A 17479-nucleotide genomic window follows, 5' to 3' on the forward strand; every position below is an offset into this window, starting at 1 on the left:
GGACCCATGGGCCGCACCGTCATCGGCGTCGACATCGGAACCACCAGCACCAAGGCCGTGGCCTTCACCCCCGCCGGGCGCGTGCTGGCCCATCACGCGGTCGGCTACCCGCTGCTCGCGCCCGAGGCCGGCGCCGCCGAGCAGGATCCCGAGCAGATCTTCCAGGCCGTGCTCGCGGCCATCGCGGGCTGCGTGCAGGAGAGCAAGGCCGCGCCCGCCGACGTGCTCGCCGTGTCCTTCAGCGCGGCCATGCACAGCCTGATCCTGGTCGACGGCGCGGGCGCGCCGCTCACGCCCAGCATCACCTGGGCCGACCAGCGCGCCGCGCCCTGGGCCGAGCGCATCCGCGACGAATGGGACGGCCTGGCGATCTACCGCCGCACCGGCACGCCGATCCACCCGATGTCGCCACTGGCCAAGCTGGTCTGGCTGCGCCACGAGCGCGCCGAGCTGTTCGCGCGCGCCGAGCGCTTCGTCGGCATCAAGGAGTACGTGTTCTTCCGGCTGTTCGGCCAGTGGCAGGTCGACCACTCGATCGCCTCGGCCACGGGTCTGTTCAACATCGAGCGGCTGGCCTGGGACGAGGGCGCGCTCGCGCTGGCCGGCGTGCGCGCCGAGCAGCTCTCGCGGCCGGTGCCCACCACCTGGCACGTCGAGGGCCTGGCGGCCGACGTCGCGGGCAAGCTCGGCCTGGCCGAGCACACGCCCTTCGTGATCGGCGCCAACGACGGCGTGCTGTCGAACCTCGGCGTCAACGCGGTGTCGCCCGGCGAGGTCGCCGTGACCATCGGCACCAGCGGCGCGATGCGCACCGTGGTCGACCATCCGATGACCGACCCCGAGGGCCGAACCTTCTGCTATGCGCTGGCCGAGCGGCGCTGGGTGGTGGGCGGTCCGGTGAACAACGGCGGCATCATCCTGCGCTGGGTGCGCGACGAGTTCGCCGCGGCCGAGGCCGAGACCGCCAAGCGCCTGGGCATCGACACCTACGAGGTGCTCACGCGCATCGCCGAGCGCGTGTCGGCCGGCAGCGAGGGACTGGTGTTCCATCCCTTCCTCACCGGCGAGCGCGCGCCCTACTGGAACGCCAACCTGCGCGGCTCCTTCTTCGGCCTGGGCATCCACCACCGCAAGGAGCACATGATCCGCGCGGTGCTCGAGGGCGTGATCTTCAACCTGCACAGCATCCTGCCGGCGGTCGAGGCGATCGCGGGCCGCAGCGCACACATCAAGGCCACGGGCGGCTTCGCGCGCTCTGGCATGTGGCGCCAGATGATGGCCGACGTGTTCGACCGCGAGGTGGTCGTGCCCGAGAGCTTCGAGAGCTCCTGCCTCGGCGCCGCGGTGCTCGGGCTCTACGCGCTGGGCCATGTCGATTCGCTCGACGTGGTGGCGGGCATGGTCGGCGCCACGCACCGCCATACGCCCAACGCGCGCAACGCCGCGCTCTACCGGCAGCTGCTGCCGGTGTACCTCTCGCTGCCGCGCAAGCTCGGCGAGGAATACCGGCTGCTGGCCGCGTTCCAGCAGCAGACGGCCGCGCCGCCGCCGCCGCGCCGCAGCTGAGGCGCCATTCCCATTCGTCCGTTGGAGATTCGGTCTTGCTGAACACGATCCCCCCGGCCTCCGCCTCCCGGCCCCACACGCCCAGCGCGCCGCGCCCCAAGCTGCCGCTGCCCGCGGTGGCACCGCGCCCGCGCGGCGGCGCGCGCGCCCGCGCGCTCGATGCGCGGCGCAACGCGGCCGCCGCCACGCCCGAGCCGGCCGACACGCGCGTCACCCTCCACTGCGAAAGCTCGCCCACCTCGTCGGCGCGCGGCCAGGAAACGAACTGCCTGCACGAGCACGAGCTGCACCTGATCGGCGCCGCGCCCGCGCGCCTGCGCGTGGGCCAGGGCATCGACGAGGAAACCCATCGCTTCGCGCCCGGCAGCCTGGTGCTGCTGGGGCCGCGGCTGCCGCACAGCCTCGCCTTCGAGCACCATCCGCTGCACGGCGGCGGCAATGCCGGCGGCCTGGTGCTGCGCTTCGGCGACGAGCCGCTGCGCCGCGGCATGGAGCTCTTTCCCGAACTGCGCGACGCCGCGCCGCTGCTGGCGCGCGCGCGGCAGGGCGTGCATTTCGTGGGCCTGGGCGAAGGCATCGTCTCGCGGCTGCGGCGCATCGAGATGCTGCAGGGCCTGGCGCGCTTCGCCGAGTTCACGGTGCTGCTCAACGAGCTCTCGCAATGGTCCGAGTACCGGCTGCTGGCCGACGCCGCCTTCACCGACGATTCGCTCGGCGAGCATGGCGCCGCGCTGCGCATCCACAAGGCGCTCGACCACATCCGCGACAACTATGCCGAAGGGCTGTCGCTGGCCGAGGTGGGCGCCATCGTCGGCATGCGCGAGAACGCCTTCTCGCGCAGCTTTCGCCGCGCCACCGGCCAGACCTTCACCGACTTCGTGATCGGCCTGCGCGTGGCGCGCGCCTGCCGCCTGCTGGCCTCCACGCGCCAGCACGTGAGCAGCATCTGCTACGAGGTGGGCTTCAACAACATCTCGAACTTCAACCGGCACTTCCGGCGCATCAAGGGCATGACGCCGGGCGAGTTCCGCGCCGCGGCGCGCGGCTGAGCAGGACATTCGTCGCCCACGGCCTACAGACAGGGCAGGCGGATCGGATCAAGGTCTTCGCATGACACATCCGATCGAACTCATCGTGGACGAGCCGGCACCCGGATCCTTTGTCTGGCGCCTGCTGGAGACCGACGACAGCGGGGGTCATCCCCGCGTGCTGCGCAGCGCCTTCGACCCTGCCGACAGCTACGAAGTGGCGCTCGCCAGCGGCGAACGCGCGCTGCACAGCGAGATACGCCAGCGCACGGCCACCGCGGCCTGAGCGCCGCTGTCCCGCGCCGGTTCTCCATCGCACCCTGCCCGCTGTCGGCATCGGATGACACGGCCGTGCGCCGTGTGACCGCGCGACCGTGCCGGCCCGCACCTTACGGTGCTCCACAGGCCTCGGCATTCCGCCGATCGAGCCCCGCTTTTTTCTTCCATCCCTTTCGTCTTGAAGGAGACCCCATGACCGCCACCACCAGCGACCAAAGCAAGCTCTGGGACCTGATCAAGGACACGCGCTTCGGCATGCTCACGCACCGCCATGGCGACGGCCAGCTGCACAGCCATCCGCTGACCACGCAGAACAAGGACGGCGACGAGGCCGGCACGCTGTATTTCTTCGTGCCGAAGAACGGCGACATCGCGCGCCACGTCGCGAGCGACCCGGTCGTGAACATCGCCTATGCCAACACCGACAGCGACAGCTACGTGTCGGTGTCGGGCCGCGCCGAGCTGCGCGAGGACGCGGCCAAGAAGCGCGCCCTCTTCAGCAAGATGGTCGAGGCCTGGTTCCCGAAGGGCGTGGACGATCCCAACCTCGGCCTGCTGGCCGTGAACGTGGTCGAGGCCGAGTACTGGGACGTGGACGACAGCAAGATGGTCCAGCTCTACAAGATGGCCAAGGCCGCCCTCACCGGCGAACCGCCGAAGAACCTCGGCGAGCACAAGAAGGTCGCGGTCTGAGGGCAGCCGGAACGATGACGGAGGCAACGACCGCACAAGCCGCCGGCACGCCCGGCGCCACGGCCCCCGCGCCAGCGCCGCATCGCTGGCAGTTCATGCGCGCCGGCGGCGTCGACCAGGTGGTGTTCCGCAACGGCGAGGACATCGCGCGCATCGCCGAGCTCGACCAGAAGCTCTGGGTCGCGCTGGCCTGCCCCACGCGCGGCATCGATTTCGATCCGCGCACGCTGGACCTGATCGACACCGACCATGACGGCCGCGTGCGCCCGCCCGAGGTGATCGCGGCCTGCCAGTGGGCCTGCGAGCGGTTGCGCAGCGCCGACGTGCTGCTCTCGGGCGGCGGCACGCTGTCGCTCGACGACCTCGATGGCGCGAAGGCGCCCGGCGCCGAGCTCGCGAAGGAGGGCCGGCGCATCCTCGACCTGCTCGGCAAGGAGGGCACCAACACCCTCACGCTGGCCGACATCTCCGACCGCGGCGAATGGCTGGCCTCGATGCGCTTCAACGGCGACGGCGTGGTGACGCCCGAGACCCCCGAGGACGAGGCGCTGCGCGCGACCATCGCCGAGGCGATGCGCAGCCACGGCAGCACGCCCGATCGCCACAAGCAGACCGCCGGCATCGACCGCGCGCGCGCCGAGGCCTTCATGGCCGACGCGGCCGCGATGCGCGACTGGTACGCCAAGGGCAGCGATGCCGCGCTGCTGGCGCTGGGCGACCGCACCCTGGCCGCGGCCGAGGCCATGCGCAAGGTGGCGGCCAAGGTCGACGACTTCTTCGCGCGCTGCCGCGTGGCGGCCTACGACGTGCAGGCCGTGACGGCGCTCAACCCCTCGCCCGAGGCCTACGACGCGCTCGCGGGCCACACGCTCGATGCCAACGCACACCCGATCGCCGAGCTGCCGCTGGCGCCGATCACACCGCACCGCTCGCTGCCGCTGCGCGGCACCAGCCTCAATCCGGCCTGGGCCGAGGCCATCGCGGCCTTCGCGCGCGATGCGGTCGCGCCGCTGCTGGGCGAGCGCGACAGCCTCGAGGACGAGCAATGGCAGGCGCTGCGCCAGCAGCTCGGCGCCTGCGAGGGCTGGATCGCGTCGCGGCCGGCCAATGCGCTCGCGGCCCTGCCGCGCGAGCGCATCGAGGCGCTGCTCGCCACGCGCGAGGCGCTGCTCGCGCTGATCGCCGAGGACGAGGCGGCCGAGACCCACAACAAGCTGCTGGTCGACCTCGAGAAGCTGCTGCGGCTGCAGCGCGACCTCAAGCTGCTGCTCGACAACTTCGTCTCGTTCAAGGCCTTCTACCGGCGCGAGGGCGCGATCTTCCAGGCCGGCACGCTGTACCTCGACGGGCGCAGCTGCGAGCTCACGGTGCAGGTGCAGGACACGGCCAAGCACGCGGTGCTCGCGGGCCTCGCGAAGACCTGCCTGGCCTACTGCGACTGCACGCGCCAGGGGCAGAAGATGAGCATCGTCGCGGCCTTCACCGCGGGCGACGTGGACTTCCTGTTCGTCGGGCGCAACGGCGTGTTCTACGACCGCCAGGGCCGCGACTGGGACGCCACCATCACCAAGCTGATCGAGAACCCGACCAGCGTGGCGCAGGCCTTCTTCGCGCCCTACAAGAAGTTCGTCCGCATGATCGAGGAACAGGTGGCCAAGCGCGCGGCCGCGAGCGAGGCCGGTTCGCAGACCGCGCTGCAGTCGCTGGCCGGCAAGGTCGCGACCGCCGACCAGGCCGCGGGCGCCGATCCCGCGAAGGCGCCGGCCAAGCCGCCGCTGCCCGCCACCAGCCGCGTCGACGTCGGCACGGTGGCCGCGATCGGCGTGGCGCTCGGCAGCATCAGCGCGGTGCTGGTCGGCATCTTCGGCAAGTTCATCGACCTGGGGCAGTGGATCCCGGTGGCGCTGGTCGGCATCGTGATCGCGATCTCGGGCCCGAGCATGCTGATCGCCTGGCTCAAGCTGCGCCAGCGCAGCCTGGGCCCGATCCTCGACGCCAGCGGCTGGGCCATCAATGGCCGCATGAAGGTCAACGTGCGGCTCGGCGGCATGCTGTCGCAGACCGCGCACGTGCCGCCGGGCGCACGGCGGATCGCGCCCGATCCCTACCGCGAGCGGCACGGGCTCACGGGCGCGGTGGCCGCCGCCTGCATCGTCGGCGCGGTGGCGGTGCTGGCCTGGCGCATGGACTGGCTCGACGAGCGTCTGCCGCCCCAGCTGCAGCACGATCCGGCCGCGGCGAGCGCGCCGGGCGCCTGAGCCGCGCCGAGAGTCGAGCCAATAATCGGGCCATGACCAGGCCCGATGCCGCCCCGCCCTGCTGGCACTACGCGCCGGCGCCGCACGGCGGCGTCGAGCTTGCCCGCTGGCGGGGCACGCAGGTGCCGCTGCTGCAGGCGCACTTCCATCGCGAGACGCAGCTGAGCTTCGTGCTGCGCGGCAGCCGCGTCGTCGAGGCCGGCGGCCAGCGCTTCGAACTGCGCGCGGGCGACTGCCTCGCGATCCCGGCGGGCGTGGCGCACCGCGGGCTCGCGCATGCGCACGAGGGCACGGTCTGCCTCAACGTCTACATGCCGGCCGAAAACGCGAGCGCGGGCACGGCCGGCGTGCTCGAGTGGCACGGGCCGGTGTCGGGGATCGCGCGCCGGCTCGGGCTGAGCCGCGAGGCCTTCACGCGCCGCTTCGCCGCGCAGACCGGGCTGCCGCCGCATGCCTGGCGGCTGGTCGACCGGCTCAACGTCGCGCGCGAGCGGCTGCGCGGCGATGCCGATCTGGCGGATCTCGCGCTCGAGCTGGGCTTCACCGACCAGAGCCACCTGGGCCGCCACTTCCGCCGCGTGTTCGGCGTGTCGCCGGGCCGCTACCGGCGCGGCATGCGGCCCCGCGCACAAACGTCCTAGATCGGCGCCGCGCGCGTTCCTAGCATCCCGTCTTTTCGCACGGGAGGTGGGCGATGGAACCGAGGGTCATGGCGCTGCTGTTCGCGGCCGGCGCGGTGGGCGGCGCGGTCAACGCGATCGCGGGCGGCGCCACGCTGATCACCTTTCCGGCCATGCTCGCGGCCGGCCTGCCGCCGGTGGTGGCCAATGCATCGAACGCGGTCGCGATCTCGCCGGGCCATCTGCTCGCCGCGGTGGCCGACCGCGAGAGGCTGCCAGCGGCCGACCGCCGGCTCGCGCTCTCGCTGGCGGCCGCCACGCTGGGCGGCATCGCGGGCGCGCTGCTGCTGCTCGCGCTGCCCGCGGCCGCGTTCCTGCAGCCGGTGCCGCTGCTGATCGGCCTCGCGACCGCGCTGTTCGCGTTCGCGCCGCGGATCCAGGCCCGGGCCGCGCGGCGGCGCGCGGGCGCGGCGCCGAACGCGCTCGCGGGCACGGCCGCGCTGGCCGCCGTCTCGGTCTATGGCGGCTTCTTCGGCGCGGGACTCGGCGTGATGCTCAGCGCGCTGCTGGCGATCGAGGATCCCGACGACATCCGGCGCGTGAAGGTGATGAAGAACCTGCTGGCCACCGCCGTGAGCCTGGCGGCCATCGTCATCTTCGTGGTGCAGGGCGCGGTGCACTGGGGCGCCACGCTCGCGATGCTGGCCGGCGCGCTGCCGGGCGGCTGGGCCGGCGGTCACCTGGTGCGGGTGCTGCCAGCGCGGGCGGTGCGGCGCGCGGTGATCGCGGCCGGCCTCTTCATGAGCGCCTACTACGCGGCGCGCATCTGGTTCTGAAGCCCGCGCTTCAGTCGATCAGCTGCGCCTTCATCGCGTAATAGGTGAGATCGCTGTTGGTGTTGAGATGCAGCTTCTCGAGCAGCCGCGTGCGGTAGGTGCTCACGGTCTTGACCGACAGCGACAGCGCGTCGCCGATGCTGCCCACCGACTCGCCCTTGGCCAGCTTGAGGAACACCTGGAACTCGCGCTCCGACAGGTGCTTGTGCGGCGGTGCGTCGTCCTTGCGGTCGAGCTGGTTGGCGAGGATCTCGGCCACCGAGGGCGTGATGTAGCGCCGGCCCAGCGCCACGGTGCGGATCGCGTTGGCGATCTCCTCGGGCTCGCAGTCCTTGTTGAGGTAGCCCGAGGCGCCCTGGCGGATCAGGTTCACCGCGTAGTGCTCCTCGGGGTAGGCGCTGAGCACGAGGATGCCGAGGTCGGGGGCCTTCGCGCGGATCATGCCCAGCGCGTCGATGCCGCTCTGGCCGGGCATCGAGAGGTCCATCAGCAGCACGTCGAGTTCGGTGGTGCGCACGAGGTCGATCGCCTCGCGGCCCGACGAGGCCTCGCCGGCGACGCGGAATTCGACGAAGCCCGAGAACAGCGCCTTGAGGCCCTCGCGAACCACGGCATGGTCATCCACTATTCCGATCTTGATCATGATGCGTTTCTCCTGGTCCATTCACATAAGGCGCCCGGAATTCGGGCAGGGCGCAACGATGCCATAGCGAAGGCCGGTCCGGCAGGCCCCGCACCCAACACGGGCCCTTGTCCTGCACGGGAATGGAACGGCGTCTTGCGCGATCGACGGACTGCGCCGACACGGCACCGCCCGCGGCTGCGAAAAGGGTGGGAAAGGCGGAATTCCTTGGCTTTCGACACGGCCTCTCGCCTGTGCCCGGCCTTCGGACGCGCGGCGCATTCCCCGCGCGGGCACGCGGTGCCGTCCGACAGACGCATCTACTTACGCTGGTTAGCTTGGGATGCAATCCCTTCATCCACCACACACATTCATTCGGCACAGCCCTGCCGCCTGTCGCATCGACGTCCCGCGCCGAAGCCCCGGGCTCACGGTACTTCCGTCATCCCGACATGAACCCCAACGCCAGCACGCCCTCCGCACCTTCGGCACCCTCCGCGAACGCACCGAGCTTCGTCGACCGCCCTTCCTCCTTGTCCTCCGATACACCCCCGTCCGCCGACCCGAACCGATTGCGCATCCTCGTGGTCGAGGACGACGCGGACGCGATGGCCACCTCGCTCGAGGCCCTGCGCGCACTCGGCCACTGGGCCACCGGCGTGCGCAGCGCGGAGTCGGCGATCACGCGCTACATGCGCGGCGCCTTCGACCTGCTGATGCTCGACGTGGGCCTGCCGGGCCTCTCGGGCAAGGACCTCGCGGCCAAGCTGATGGCGATCGAGCGCATCCCGGTGATCTTCGCCTCGGGCGAACCCGAGCCCGCGCAGCCGCCGGCCGGCAGCGTGTGGCTGCGCAAGCCCTATGCGCTCGAGGATCTCGACCGCGCGTTGGCGCGCGCCTGCTCGGGCCCGGTGCGCGACGCGGCCTGATCGGTCGAGCGAGCCCGCGCGGCGCGCTTCCTCTTTCCTCCTTCCCGCTCGCCGTCGCGCGAGCGCGGCCTCTGCTTCGCGGCGCCCGCGCGCCGCACCGGTGTTCCATTTTTTCGGACGGCTTCTTCTCCGACAAATCGAAGCGGTGAACGCTTCGACGCAAGCCCGCGCGCATCGGGGGAAATGCATTTCTCCCCGCCTTAACGGTCTTCGGCCATGGCCTCGCAAAGAAGGTCCGCGCCCTGGACACCGCTCCAAGGAAATACCGTGCTTGCTGTCCACCCCCTCGCCGTCTTCGACGACACCGACGCCTATCTTTTTCGCGAAGGAACCCACGCCCGCCTGTTCGACAAGCTCGGCTGCCATCCGCATGAGGACGGCGGCGCCGATTTCGCGGTCTGGGCGCCCAATGCCGAGTCGGTCTCGGTGGTGGGCGACTGGAACGGCTGGAACGGCGATGCCGATGCCCTGAGCCCCGTGCCCGGCGACAGCGGCGTATGGCACGGCCACGTCGACGACGTGCGGCCGGGCCAGACCTACAAGTACCGCATCCGCTCGCGCCTGCGCGGCCATGTCGAGGACAAGGCCGATCCCTTCGCCTTCTCGTCGGAGCTCGCGCCGGCCACCGCCTCGCGCGTGCACCGCCTCGGCGAGGGCCACGACTGGGAGGACGGCAACTGGATGGCCACGCGCCATGCGCGCAACGCGCTCGATGCGCCGATGGCGATGTACGAGGTGCACCTGGGCTCGTGGCGGCGCGAGGACGGCCAGTTCATGGGCTACCGCGCGCTGGCCCATGCGCTGGCCGACTACGTGAGCGACATGGGCTTCACGCACGTGGAGCTGATGCCCGTGACCGAGCATCCGTTCTACGGCTCCTGGGGCTACCAGACCACGGGCTACTTCGCGCCCACGGCGCGCTACGGCACGCCCGAGGACTTCATGTACTTCGTCGACCACCTGCACCAGCGCGGCATCGGCGTGGTGCTCGACTGGGTGCCCTCGCACTTCCCGACCGACGCGCACGGCCTCGCCTTCTTCGACGGCACGCACCTGTTCGAGCATGCCGATCCGCGCCAGGGCTTCCATCCCGAATGGAACTCGGCGATCTTCAACTACGGCCGGCCCGAGGTGCGCAGCTTCCTGGTCTCGTCGGCGCTGTTCTGGCTCGACAAGTACCACATCGACGGCCTGCGCGTGGACGCGGTGGCCTCGATGCTCTACCTCGACTACGCGCGCGGCCCCGGTGGCTGGGTGCCCAACCGCCACGGCGGGCGCGAGAACCTCGAGGCCATCGAGTTCCTGCAGACGCTCAACCGCGCGGTCTACCGCGACCATCCCGACACCTTCACCGTGGCCGAGGAATCGACCGCCTGGCCGCGCGTGTCGCGCCCGACCGAGATGGACGGCCTGGGCTTCGGCCTCAAGTGGAACATGGGCTGGATGCACGACACGCTGGACTACATGCGCCACGACCCGGTGCATCGCAGCCACCACCACCATGCGCTGACTTTCTCGCTGGTCTATGCCTTCCACGAGAACTTCGTGCTGCCGCTCTCGCACGACGAGGTGGTGCACGGCAAGGGCTCGCTGATCAACAAGATGCCGGGCGACGACTGGCAGCAGTTCGCCAACCTGCGCGCGCTGCTGGCCTTCATGTGGGCGCATCCGGGCAAGAAGCTGCTGTTCATGGGCGCCGAGTTCGGCCAGCGCCGCGAATGGACCCACGACGGCGAGCTCGAATGGTGGGTCTGCGGCCTGCCGGCCCATGCCGGGCTGCAGCGCATGGTGCGCCAGCTCAACCGCGTCTACCGCGAGCAGCCGGCGCTGCACAGCCAGGACTTCACGCCCGCAGGCTTCGAATGGATCGATGCCGACGATGCCGAGCGCAGCGTGTTCCTGTTCCTGCGCAAGCCCGCGCACGACGGCCCGCCCGTGCTGGTGGCCGTGAACATGACACCGGTGCCGCGCACCAACCTGCTGGTGGGCGTGCCGTGCGGCGGCACCTGGCGCGAGGTGCTCAACACCGACGCCACCGAATTCGGCGGCGCGGGCTGGGGCAACTTCGGCGGGGTCGAGGCATCGCCCGTGCGTTCGCACGGCCGGCGCCACTCGCTGAGCCTCACGCTGCCGCCGCTGTCCACCGTGATCCTGCAATCCGAGGGCCAACGATGAAGCGTGAAACCACCCCGATCGGCGCCAAGGCGCCCAAGGGCAAGACCCAGACCGCGAGCGAAAGCACCCCCATCCCCCGCAGCGAGACCAAGGCCCCAGCGCGCAAGCGCTCGCTGCCGCCGCCCGAGCCGCCATTGAGCTTCGCGCCGGCACCCGATGCCCCCGCGCCCGCCGACGGCTCCGACGGCCGCATCCGCGCGGTGATCGGCGCGGTGCTGCCCTCGGTCGACGAGGGCCGCTTCCCGGTCAAGGCCATCGTGGGCCAGCGCACGACGATCACGGCGCACTGCTTCACCGACGGGCACGACGTGCTGCGGGTGATGCTGCGCTGGCGCCCCGAAGCGAGCAACGGGGCACGCGACGAAGTGCGCGAGCTGCCGATGCGCGCGCTGGGCAACGACGTCTGGGAGGCCGCGTTCGCACCGCCCGCGATCGGGCGCTACCTCTACAGCGTCAGCACCTGGGTCGATTCCTTCGAGTCGTGGCGCCACGAGATGGCGCGCCGCGTGGGCGAGGACATCCGCATCGCCGCGCTGGCCGCGGCCAAGGACATCGTGGCGGCCGCGGGTCGCGCCGACGGCACCGACCGCGAGGCGCTCGCGCGCTGGGGCGAGGAACTGGCACGCGCCGCGGCCGATGGCGCGACCGAGCTGCGCGCGGTGCAGGCGCTGGCGCTCGACGCGACGCTGGCCGAGGTGGCGCGCCGCCATCCCGACCGCAGTCTCGCCGTGACCTCGGCGGAGCTGCCGCTGTGGGCGCAGCGCACGCGCGCGGGCTTCAGCACCTGGTACGAACTGTTCCCGCGTTCGGCTTCGCCCGAGCCGGGCCGACACGGCACCTTCCGCGACGTCGAGACGCGGCTGCCCGCGATCGCCGCGATGGGCTTCGACGTGCTCTACATGCCGCCGATCCATCCGATCGGCCGCGAGCAGCGCAAGGGCCCGAACAACACGCTGGTGGCCGGGCCCGACGACGTCGGCAGTCCCTGGGCCATCGGCGCGAAGGAAGGCGGCCACAAGTCGATCCTTCCCGCGCTCGGCACGCCCGAGGACTTCCGCCACCTGGTGCAGGCCGCGAACGCGCAGGGCATCGAGATCGCGCTCGACATCGCCTTCCAGTGCGCGCCCGACCATCCCTACGTGAAGGAACACCCCGAGTGGTTCCGCCGCCGGCCCGACGGCAGCGTGCAGTACGCGGAGAACCCGCCGAAGAAGTACCAGGACATCTATCCCTTCCACTTCGAGAGCGATGACTGGCGCGCGCTGTGGGCCGAGCTCAAGAGCGTGCTCGACCACTGGATCGGCGAGGGCGTGCGCATCTTCCGCGTCGACAACCCGCACACCAAGTCCTTCGCGTTCTGGCAGTGGGCGATCGGCGAGGTCAACCGCGAGCATCCCGAGGTGATCTTCCTGGCCGAGGCCTTCACGCGGCCGAAGGTGATGCACCGGCTCGCGAAGCTGGGCTTCACGCAGTCCTACACCTACTTCACCTGGCGCACCGGCAAGGCCGAGCTGGTCGAGTACTTCACCGAGCTGTCGAGCGGCCCGGGCGCCGACTACTTCCGCCCCAACGCCTGGCCCAACACGCCCGACATCCTGCACGAGCAGCTGCAGGCCGGCGATGCGCCGACCTACATGGCGCGGCTGGTGCTCGCGGCCACGCTCTCGGGCAGCTACGGCATCTACGGACCGGCCTACGAGCTGCGCGAGCACCGGCCGCGCGAGCACGGCAGCGAGGAGTACCTCGACTCCGAGAAGTACCAGCTGCGGCACTGGAACCACGACGACCCCGAGAGCCTCGCGCCGTTCATCGCGCGCGTGAACCGCATCCGCCACGACAACCCCGCGCTGCAGACGCACCGCGGCGTGCGCTTCCTGCCGGTCGAGAACGACATGCTGCTGGCCTATGCGCGCGAGTCGGCGCCCGAGAACGACGCGCTCGAGGCCAACGTGGTGATCGTCGCGGTCAACCTCGATCCGCACCACGCGCAGTGGGGCTGGATCCACCTCGACCCGGCCAGCATCGGCGTCGGCCCCGACGAGGAGTTCCAGGTGCACGATCTGCTGACCAACCAGCGCTTCACCTGGCGCGGCCACCACCACTACGTGAAGCTCGATCCGCACAGCGTGCCCGCCCACATCCTCGTGGTGCGCCGGCGCGTGCGCAGCGAGCGCGATTTCGATTACTTCCTCTGAGGGAGAGAGCGATGAATGCACCCGTCTCGCGCATCGCGCTGGAAACCGTCGAGATCGACAACAGCGACGATCCGCTGTGGTACCGCGATGCGGTGATCTACCAGCTCAACGTCAAGGCCTTCTTCGACACCAACAACGACGGCGTCGGCGACTTCAAGGGCGTGACCGCGAAGCTCGACTACGTGAAGGAGCTGGGCGTCAACACGATCTGGCTGATGCCCTTCTATCCCTCGCCGCTGCGCGACGACGGCTACGACATCTCGGCCTACGAGGACGTGAACCCGCAGTACGGCACGCTCGAGGACTTCCGCGAGATGCTCGACGAGGCCCACAAGCGCGGGCTGCGCGTGATCACCGAGCTGGTCATCAACCACACCTCGAGCGAGCACCCGTGGTTCCAGGCCGCGCGCAAGGCGCCGCCGGGCTCGCCCGAGCGCGACTTCTACGTCTGGAGCGACACCGACCAGCTCTACCAGGGCACGCGCATCATCTTCACCGACACCGAGACCTCGAACTGGTCGTGGGACCCGGTGGCCAAGGCCTACTACTGGCACCGCTTCTTCAGCCACCAGCCCGACCTGAACTTCGACAACCCGGCGGTGCTCGAGGCGGTGCTCAAGGTCATGCGCTTCTGGCTCGACATGGGCGTGGACGGCTTCCGGCTCGACGCGATCCCCTACCTGGTGGAGCGCGACGGCACCAGCAACGAGAACCTGCCCGAGACGCACGCGGTGATCAAGAAGCTGCGCGCGGCGATCGACGCCGAGTACAGGAACCGCTTCCTGCTGGCCGAGGCCAACATGTGGCCCGAGGACGTGCGCGAGTACTTCGGCGACGGCGACGAGTGCCATATGGCCTACCACTTCCCGCTGATGCCGCGCATGTACATGGCGATCGCGCAGGAGGACCGGCATCCGGTGGTCGAGATCCTGCAGCAGACGCCCGACATCCCCGAGGGCTGCCAGTGGGCGATCTTCCTGCGCAACCACGACGAGCTCACGCTCGAGATGGTGACCAGCAAGGAGCGCGACTACATGTACAACATGTACGCGGCCGACCAGCGCGCGCGCATCAACCTCGGCATCCGCCGGCGCCTGGCGCCGCTGATGGAGAACGACCTCGACCGCGTGAAGCTCATGAACGGCATGCTGCTGTCGATGCCGGGCTCGCCGATCATTTACTACGGCGACGAGATCGGCATGGGCGACAACGTGTTCGTGGGCGACCGCAACGGCGTGCGCACGCCGATGCAGTGGAGCCCCGACCGCAACGCCGGCTTCTCGCGCGCCGACCCGCAGCGCCTGTACCTGCAGCCGATCATGGACGCCATGTTCGGCTACGAGGCGCTCAACGTGGAGGCGCAGGCGCGCGACGCCAGCTCCCTGCTGAACTGGACCCGCCGCATGCTCGCGGTGCGCAAGACCAGCCATGCCTTCGGGCGCGGCCGGCGCCGCTTCCTCAAGCCCGGCAACCGCAAGATCCTGGCCTACGTCAGCGAGTACGACGACGACATCATCCTGACGGTGTTCAACCTCTCGCGCGCGGCGCAGCCGGTCGAGCTCGACCTCTCGGCCTTCAAGGGCCGGGTGCCGGTGGAGATGCTCGGGCGCGCGCCCTTCCCGCCGATCGGCGAGCTGCCCTACCTGCTCACCCTGGCCTCGTACGGCTTCTACTGGTTCAAGCTCACGCTCGATGCCGAGATGCCGGTGTGGCACCAGGAGGGCGTGTCGCTGCAGGAGCAGCCCACGCTGGTGCTGTTCGACGGCTGGGACAGCTTCTTCCGCGAACGCGTGATGCCGTGGCGCATCGGCATGGCCGAGCGCATGCGCACGCAGTTCGAGACCGACACGCTGCCGCGCCACATCGAGATCCAGCGCTGGTACGCCTCCAAGGGCGAGACCATCGCGCGCGCGCGGCTGGCCGACCATGCGGTGTGGGAGGACGGCGCCGACCGCTACCTGCTGCCGCTGTTCGATCTCGAGGGCCCGCGCGAGAGCGCCACCTACTTCATGCCGCTGACGCTGGCCTGGGAGGAGCGCGAGGAGGAACGCATGAACCGGCTCGCGCAGGCGGGCCTCGCGAAGGTGCGCCAGCAGGCCCAGGTGGGACTGATGGGCGATGCTTTCTACGACGAGCCCTTCTGCCGCGCGCTGGTGCGCGCCATCCAGCAGGGCATGGAGCTGCCGACGGCCGCGGGCCGGCTGCAGTTCCGGCCCACGGCCGCGTTCGCGAAGCTGGGCCTGGACATCGAAGCCATGCCCGTGGGCCGTCCGAGCGCGCAGAGCAGCAACACGGTGGTGACGCTCAACGACACGCTGTTCCTCAAGGGCTACCGCCGCGCGCGCAAGGGCATCAATCCCGAGCTCGAGATGGGCCGCTTCCTGACCGACGTGGTGCAGTACGCGAACTGCGTGCCGGTGCTCGGCGCGCTCGAGTACGTGGGCAACGACGGCCAGGTGATGGCGCTCGCGATGGTGCAGTCGTACGTGACGAACCAGGGCGACGGCTGGACCTTCACGCGCGACTACGTCGAGCGCTACCTCGAGGAGCTGCGCACCGCGCCGGCCGACCTGCCCGACGCCCCGGCGCCGGCCGATGCACACGGCGGCTTCATGGCGCTGGCCGCGACCCTGGGCCAGCGCACCGCCGAGCTGCACCTCGCGCTGGCGCGCCCCACCGGCGACCCGGCCTTCGATCCCGAGCCCACCAGCGCGGCCGACGCCACGGCGCTGCAGACGCATGCGCAGGCCGAGGTCGACACCACGCTGGCGCTGCTGCAGCAGCGGCTGGGCCAGCTGAGCGACCCGGTGCGCGAGCAGGCGCAGCAGCTGCTGGGCCTGCGCGAGGCGCTGCACGCGGCGGTGGCCGCCAGCGTGCCCGCGCAGGGCGGCGGCCGCAAGACCCGCTACCACGGCGACTACCACCTGGGCCAGGTGCTGGTGAGCGGCAACGACTTCGTGATCATCGACTTCGAGGGCGAGCCTGCGCGCGACTTCGAGGAGCGCCGCGCCAAGGCCTCGCCGCTGCGCGACGTGGCGGGCATGCTGCGCTCGTTCAACTACGCGCGCTGGACCGCGCTGCGGCGCGTGGCGCAGAACGCCGAGGAGGCGGTGCGCCTCGACGCCGCGGTGCGCGAATGGGAGCGCGTGACGCGCGATGCCTTCCTCTCGGCCTACACCGGCACGCTGGCCGGCGCGGCCGAGGCGGTGCCGGCCGATGCCGGGCTGCTGCGCCTGTTCGAGATCGAGAAGGCGCTCTACGAACTGCGCTACGAGCTCAACAACCGCAACGACTGGGTCGAGGTGCCGCTGCACGGCCTGCTCGCCCTCGTTGCGCCGAACCATCCCACCGCGCGCTGACGCGACGGTCCACAGAAGGAGGAACTCATCATGGACAACTTCGGCTTCCACCTGGAACCCCTGCGCGCGATCCTCTACCAGATCGGCGCCTTCCTGCCGCGGCTGCTGGTGGCGCTGGTGGTCGTGTTCGCGGGCTGGCTGATCGCCAAGGTGGTGCGCTTCGCGGTCATCAAGGCGCTGCGCGCGTTCAACTTCAACGTGCTGACCGAGCGCTCGGGGCTGGACAACTTCTGGCGCCAGGGCGGGCTCATGAGCGACACCTCGGCGATCGTGGGCGCGCTGTTCTACTGGGTGGTGATCCTGGCCGCGCTGCTGATCGCCTTCAACGGGCTGGGACTGAGCTACATCGCCGACCTGCTGGGGCGCGCGGTCTGGTTCGTGCCCAACATCTTCATCGCGCTGCTGGTGCTGGCCTTCGGCGCCTACTTCGCGCGCTTCGTCGGCGGCGCGGTGCAGACCTACTGCCGCAACGCCGGCATGCAGGACGGCCAGCTGCTGGGCAAGGCCGCGCAGTACGCGGTGATGGTGTTCGTGGTGCTGATCGCGCTCGACCAGGTGAAGGTGGGCGGCGACATCGTGCGCGAGACCTTCCTCGTGATGCTGGCCGGCATCGTCCTCGCCCTTGCACTGGCCTTCGGCCTCGCGGGCAAGGACTGGGCCGCCGAGCGCATCGAGCACTGGTGGCCGCGCGAGCGCCCGCGCGGGCCCGCGGTGGCGCCGGCGCGCACGCCGGTGACGCCGGCGCCGGTCACGCCGACGACGCCCGCCGCCGGCACCGAGAGCGCCCCCGCGCCCGCCGTGCGCCAGCCCGTGGCGCCGCGCAGCGACCACGCGCCGGGCCCGTACGACAGCGGCGAGCGCTGGCCGCCGCCGCGCTGAACGCCGCCATCGGCACTTCGACCTTTTTCGTGTTTCCCGA

General features: G+C 70.8%; 13 protein-coding genes. 12 read left to right on the forward strand and 1 reads right to left on the reverse strand.

Annotated elements, in window-relative coordinates:
* Positions 1 to 6: 6 nt before the first annotated feature.
* From gntK to ACEN9J_RS16560, 7 genes are all read left to right on the forward strand, one after another.
* Positions 7 to 1566 (forward strand): gluconokinase, encoded by a 1560-nt coding sequence (gene gntK, locus ACEN9J_RS16530; RefSeq protein WP_057593210.1) that lies wholly within the window; start codon positions 7 to 9, stop codon positions 1564 to 1566.
* A gap of 35 nt (positions 1567 to 1601) precedes the next feature.
* Positions 1602 to 2615: a helix-turn-helix domain-containing protein gene (locus tag ACEN9J_RS16535; protein WP_412179479.1), complete on the forward strand. Its 1014-nt coding sequence runs from the start codon at positions 1602 to 1604 to the stop codon at positions 2613 to 2615.
* Positions 2616 to 2676: 61 nt separating this feature from the next.
* Entirely contained in the window at positions 2677 to 2880 is a 204-nt protein-coding gene (locus ACEN9J_RS16540; RefSeq protein WP_413761555.1) for a hypothetical protein, read from the forward strand.
* A gap of 185 nt (positions 2881 to 3065) precedes the next feature.
* Positions 3066 to 3566 carry a pyridoxamine 5'-phosphate oxidase family protein gene (locus tag ACEN9J_RS16545; protein WP_261216392.1) on the forward strand — a complete coding sequence of 167 codons (501 nt, stop codon included), beginning with the start codon at positions 3066 to 3068 and terminating at the stop codon, positions 3564 to 3566.
* 14 nt (positions 3567 to 3580) lie between these two features.
* Positions 3581 to 5824: a hypothetical protein gene (locus ACEN9J_RS16550; RefSeq protein WP_413761556.1), complete on the forward strand. Its 2244-nt coding sequence runs from the start codon at positions 3581 to 3583 to the stop codon at positions 5822 to 5824.
* A 32-nt stretch (positions 5825 to 5856) separates the two neighbouring features.
* Positions 5857 to 6465 (forward strand): AraC family transcriptional regulator, encoded by a 609-nt coding sequence (locus tag ACEN9J_RS16555; protein WP_261216395.1) that lies wholly within the window; start codon positions 5857 to 5859, stop codon positions 6463 to 6465.
* Positions 6466 to 6518: 53 nt separating this feature from the next.
* A complete protein-coding gene (locus ACEN9J_RS16560) occupies positions 6519 to 7280 on the forward strand; it encodes a sulfite exporter TauE/SafE family protein (protein ID WP_413761557.1) in 762 nt (253 codons plus the stop codon).
* A 10-nt stretch (positions 7281 to 7290) separates the two neighbouring features.
* On the opposite strand, the gene ACEN9J_RS16565 is transcribed toward ACEN9J_RS16560, so the two are convergent.
* The gene (locus ACEN9J_RS16565) at positions 7291 to 7923 is read right to left on the reverse strand and encodes a response regulator transcription factor (protein WP_057593235.1); all 633 of its coding nucleotides are present in this window, start codon (positions 7921 to 7923) and stop codon (positions 7291 to 7293) included.
* 431 nt (positions 7924 to 8354) lie between these two features.
* On the opposite strand from ACEN9J_RS16565, the gene ACEN9J_RS16570 reads away from it, so the two are divergent.
* The 5 genes from ACEN9J_RS16570 to ACEN9J_RS16590 all read left to right on the forward strand — a co-directional run bounded on the left by ACEN9J_RS16570 (position 8355) and on the right by ACEN9J_RS16590 (position 17439).
* Positions 8355 to 8831 carry a response regulator gene (locus tag ACEN9J_RS16570; protein ID WP_172705410.1) on the forward strand — a complete coding sequence of 159 codons (477 nt, stop codon included), beginning with the start codon at positions 8355 to 8357 and terminating at the stop codon, positions 8829 to 8831.
* A 216-nt stretch (positions 8832 to 9047) separates the two neighbouring features.
* Positions 9048 to 11006, forward strand: a complete 1959-nt coding sequence (glgB, locus tag ACEN9J_RS16575; protein ID WP_413761558.1) for a 1,4-alpha-glucan branching protein GlgB — start codon at positions 9048 to 9050, stop codon at positions 11004 to 11006.
* A complete protein-coding gene (locus ACEN9J_RS16580; protein ID WP_413761559.1) occupies positions 11003 to 13201 on the forward strand; it encodes an alpha-1,4-glucan--maltose-1-phosphate maltosyltransferase in 2199 nt (732 codons plus the stop codon). Before glgB ends, ACEN9J_RS16580 begins: the two co-directional genes overlap by 4 nt.
* Positions 13202 to 13212: 11 nt before the next feature.
* Positions 13213 to 16560 carry a maltose alpha-D-glucosyltransferase gene (gene treS / locus ACEN9J_RS16585; protein ID WP_413761560.1) on the forward strand — a complete coding sequence of 1116 codons (3348 nt, stop codon included), beginning with the start codon at positions 13213 to 13215 and terminating at the stop codon, positions 16558 to 16560.
* 30 nt (positions 16561 to 16590) lie between these two features.
* Entirely contained in the window at positions 16591 to 17439 is an 849-nt protein-coding gene (locus ACEN9J_RS16590; RefSeq protein WP_082322125.1) for a mechanosensitive ion channel family protein, read from the forward strand.
* Positions 17440 to 17479: the final 40 nt, after the last annotated feature.

The organism is Variovorax sp. Varisp41 (assembly GCF_047325085.1).
Lineage (GTDB): Bacteria > Pseudomonadota > Gammaproteobacteria > Burkholderiales > Burkholderiaceae_C > Variovorax.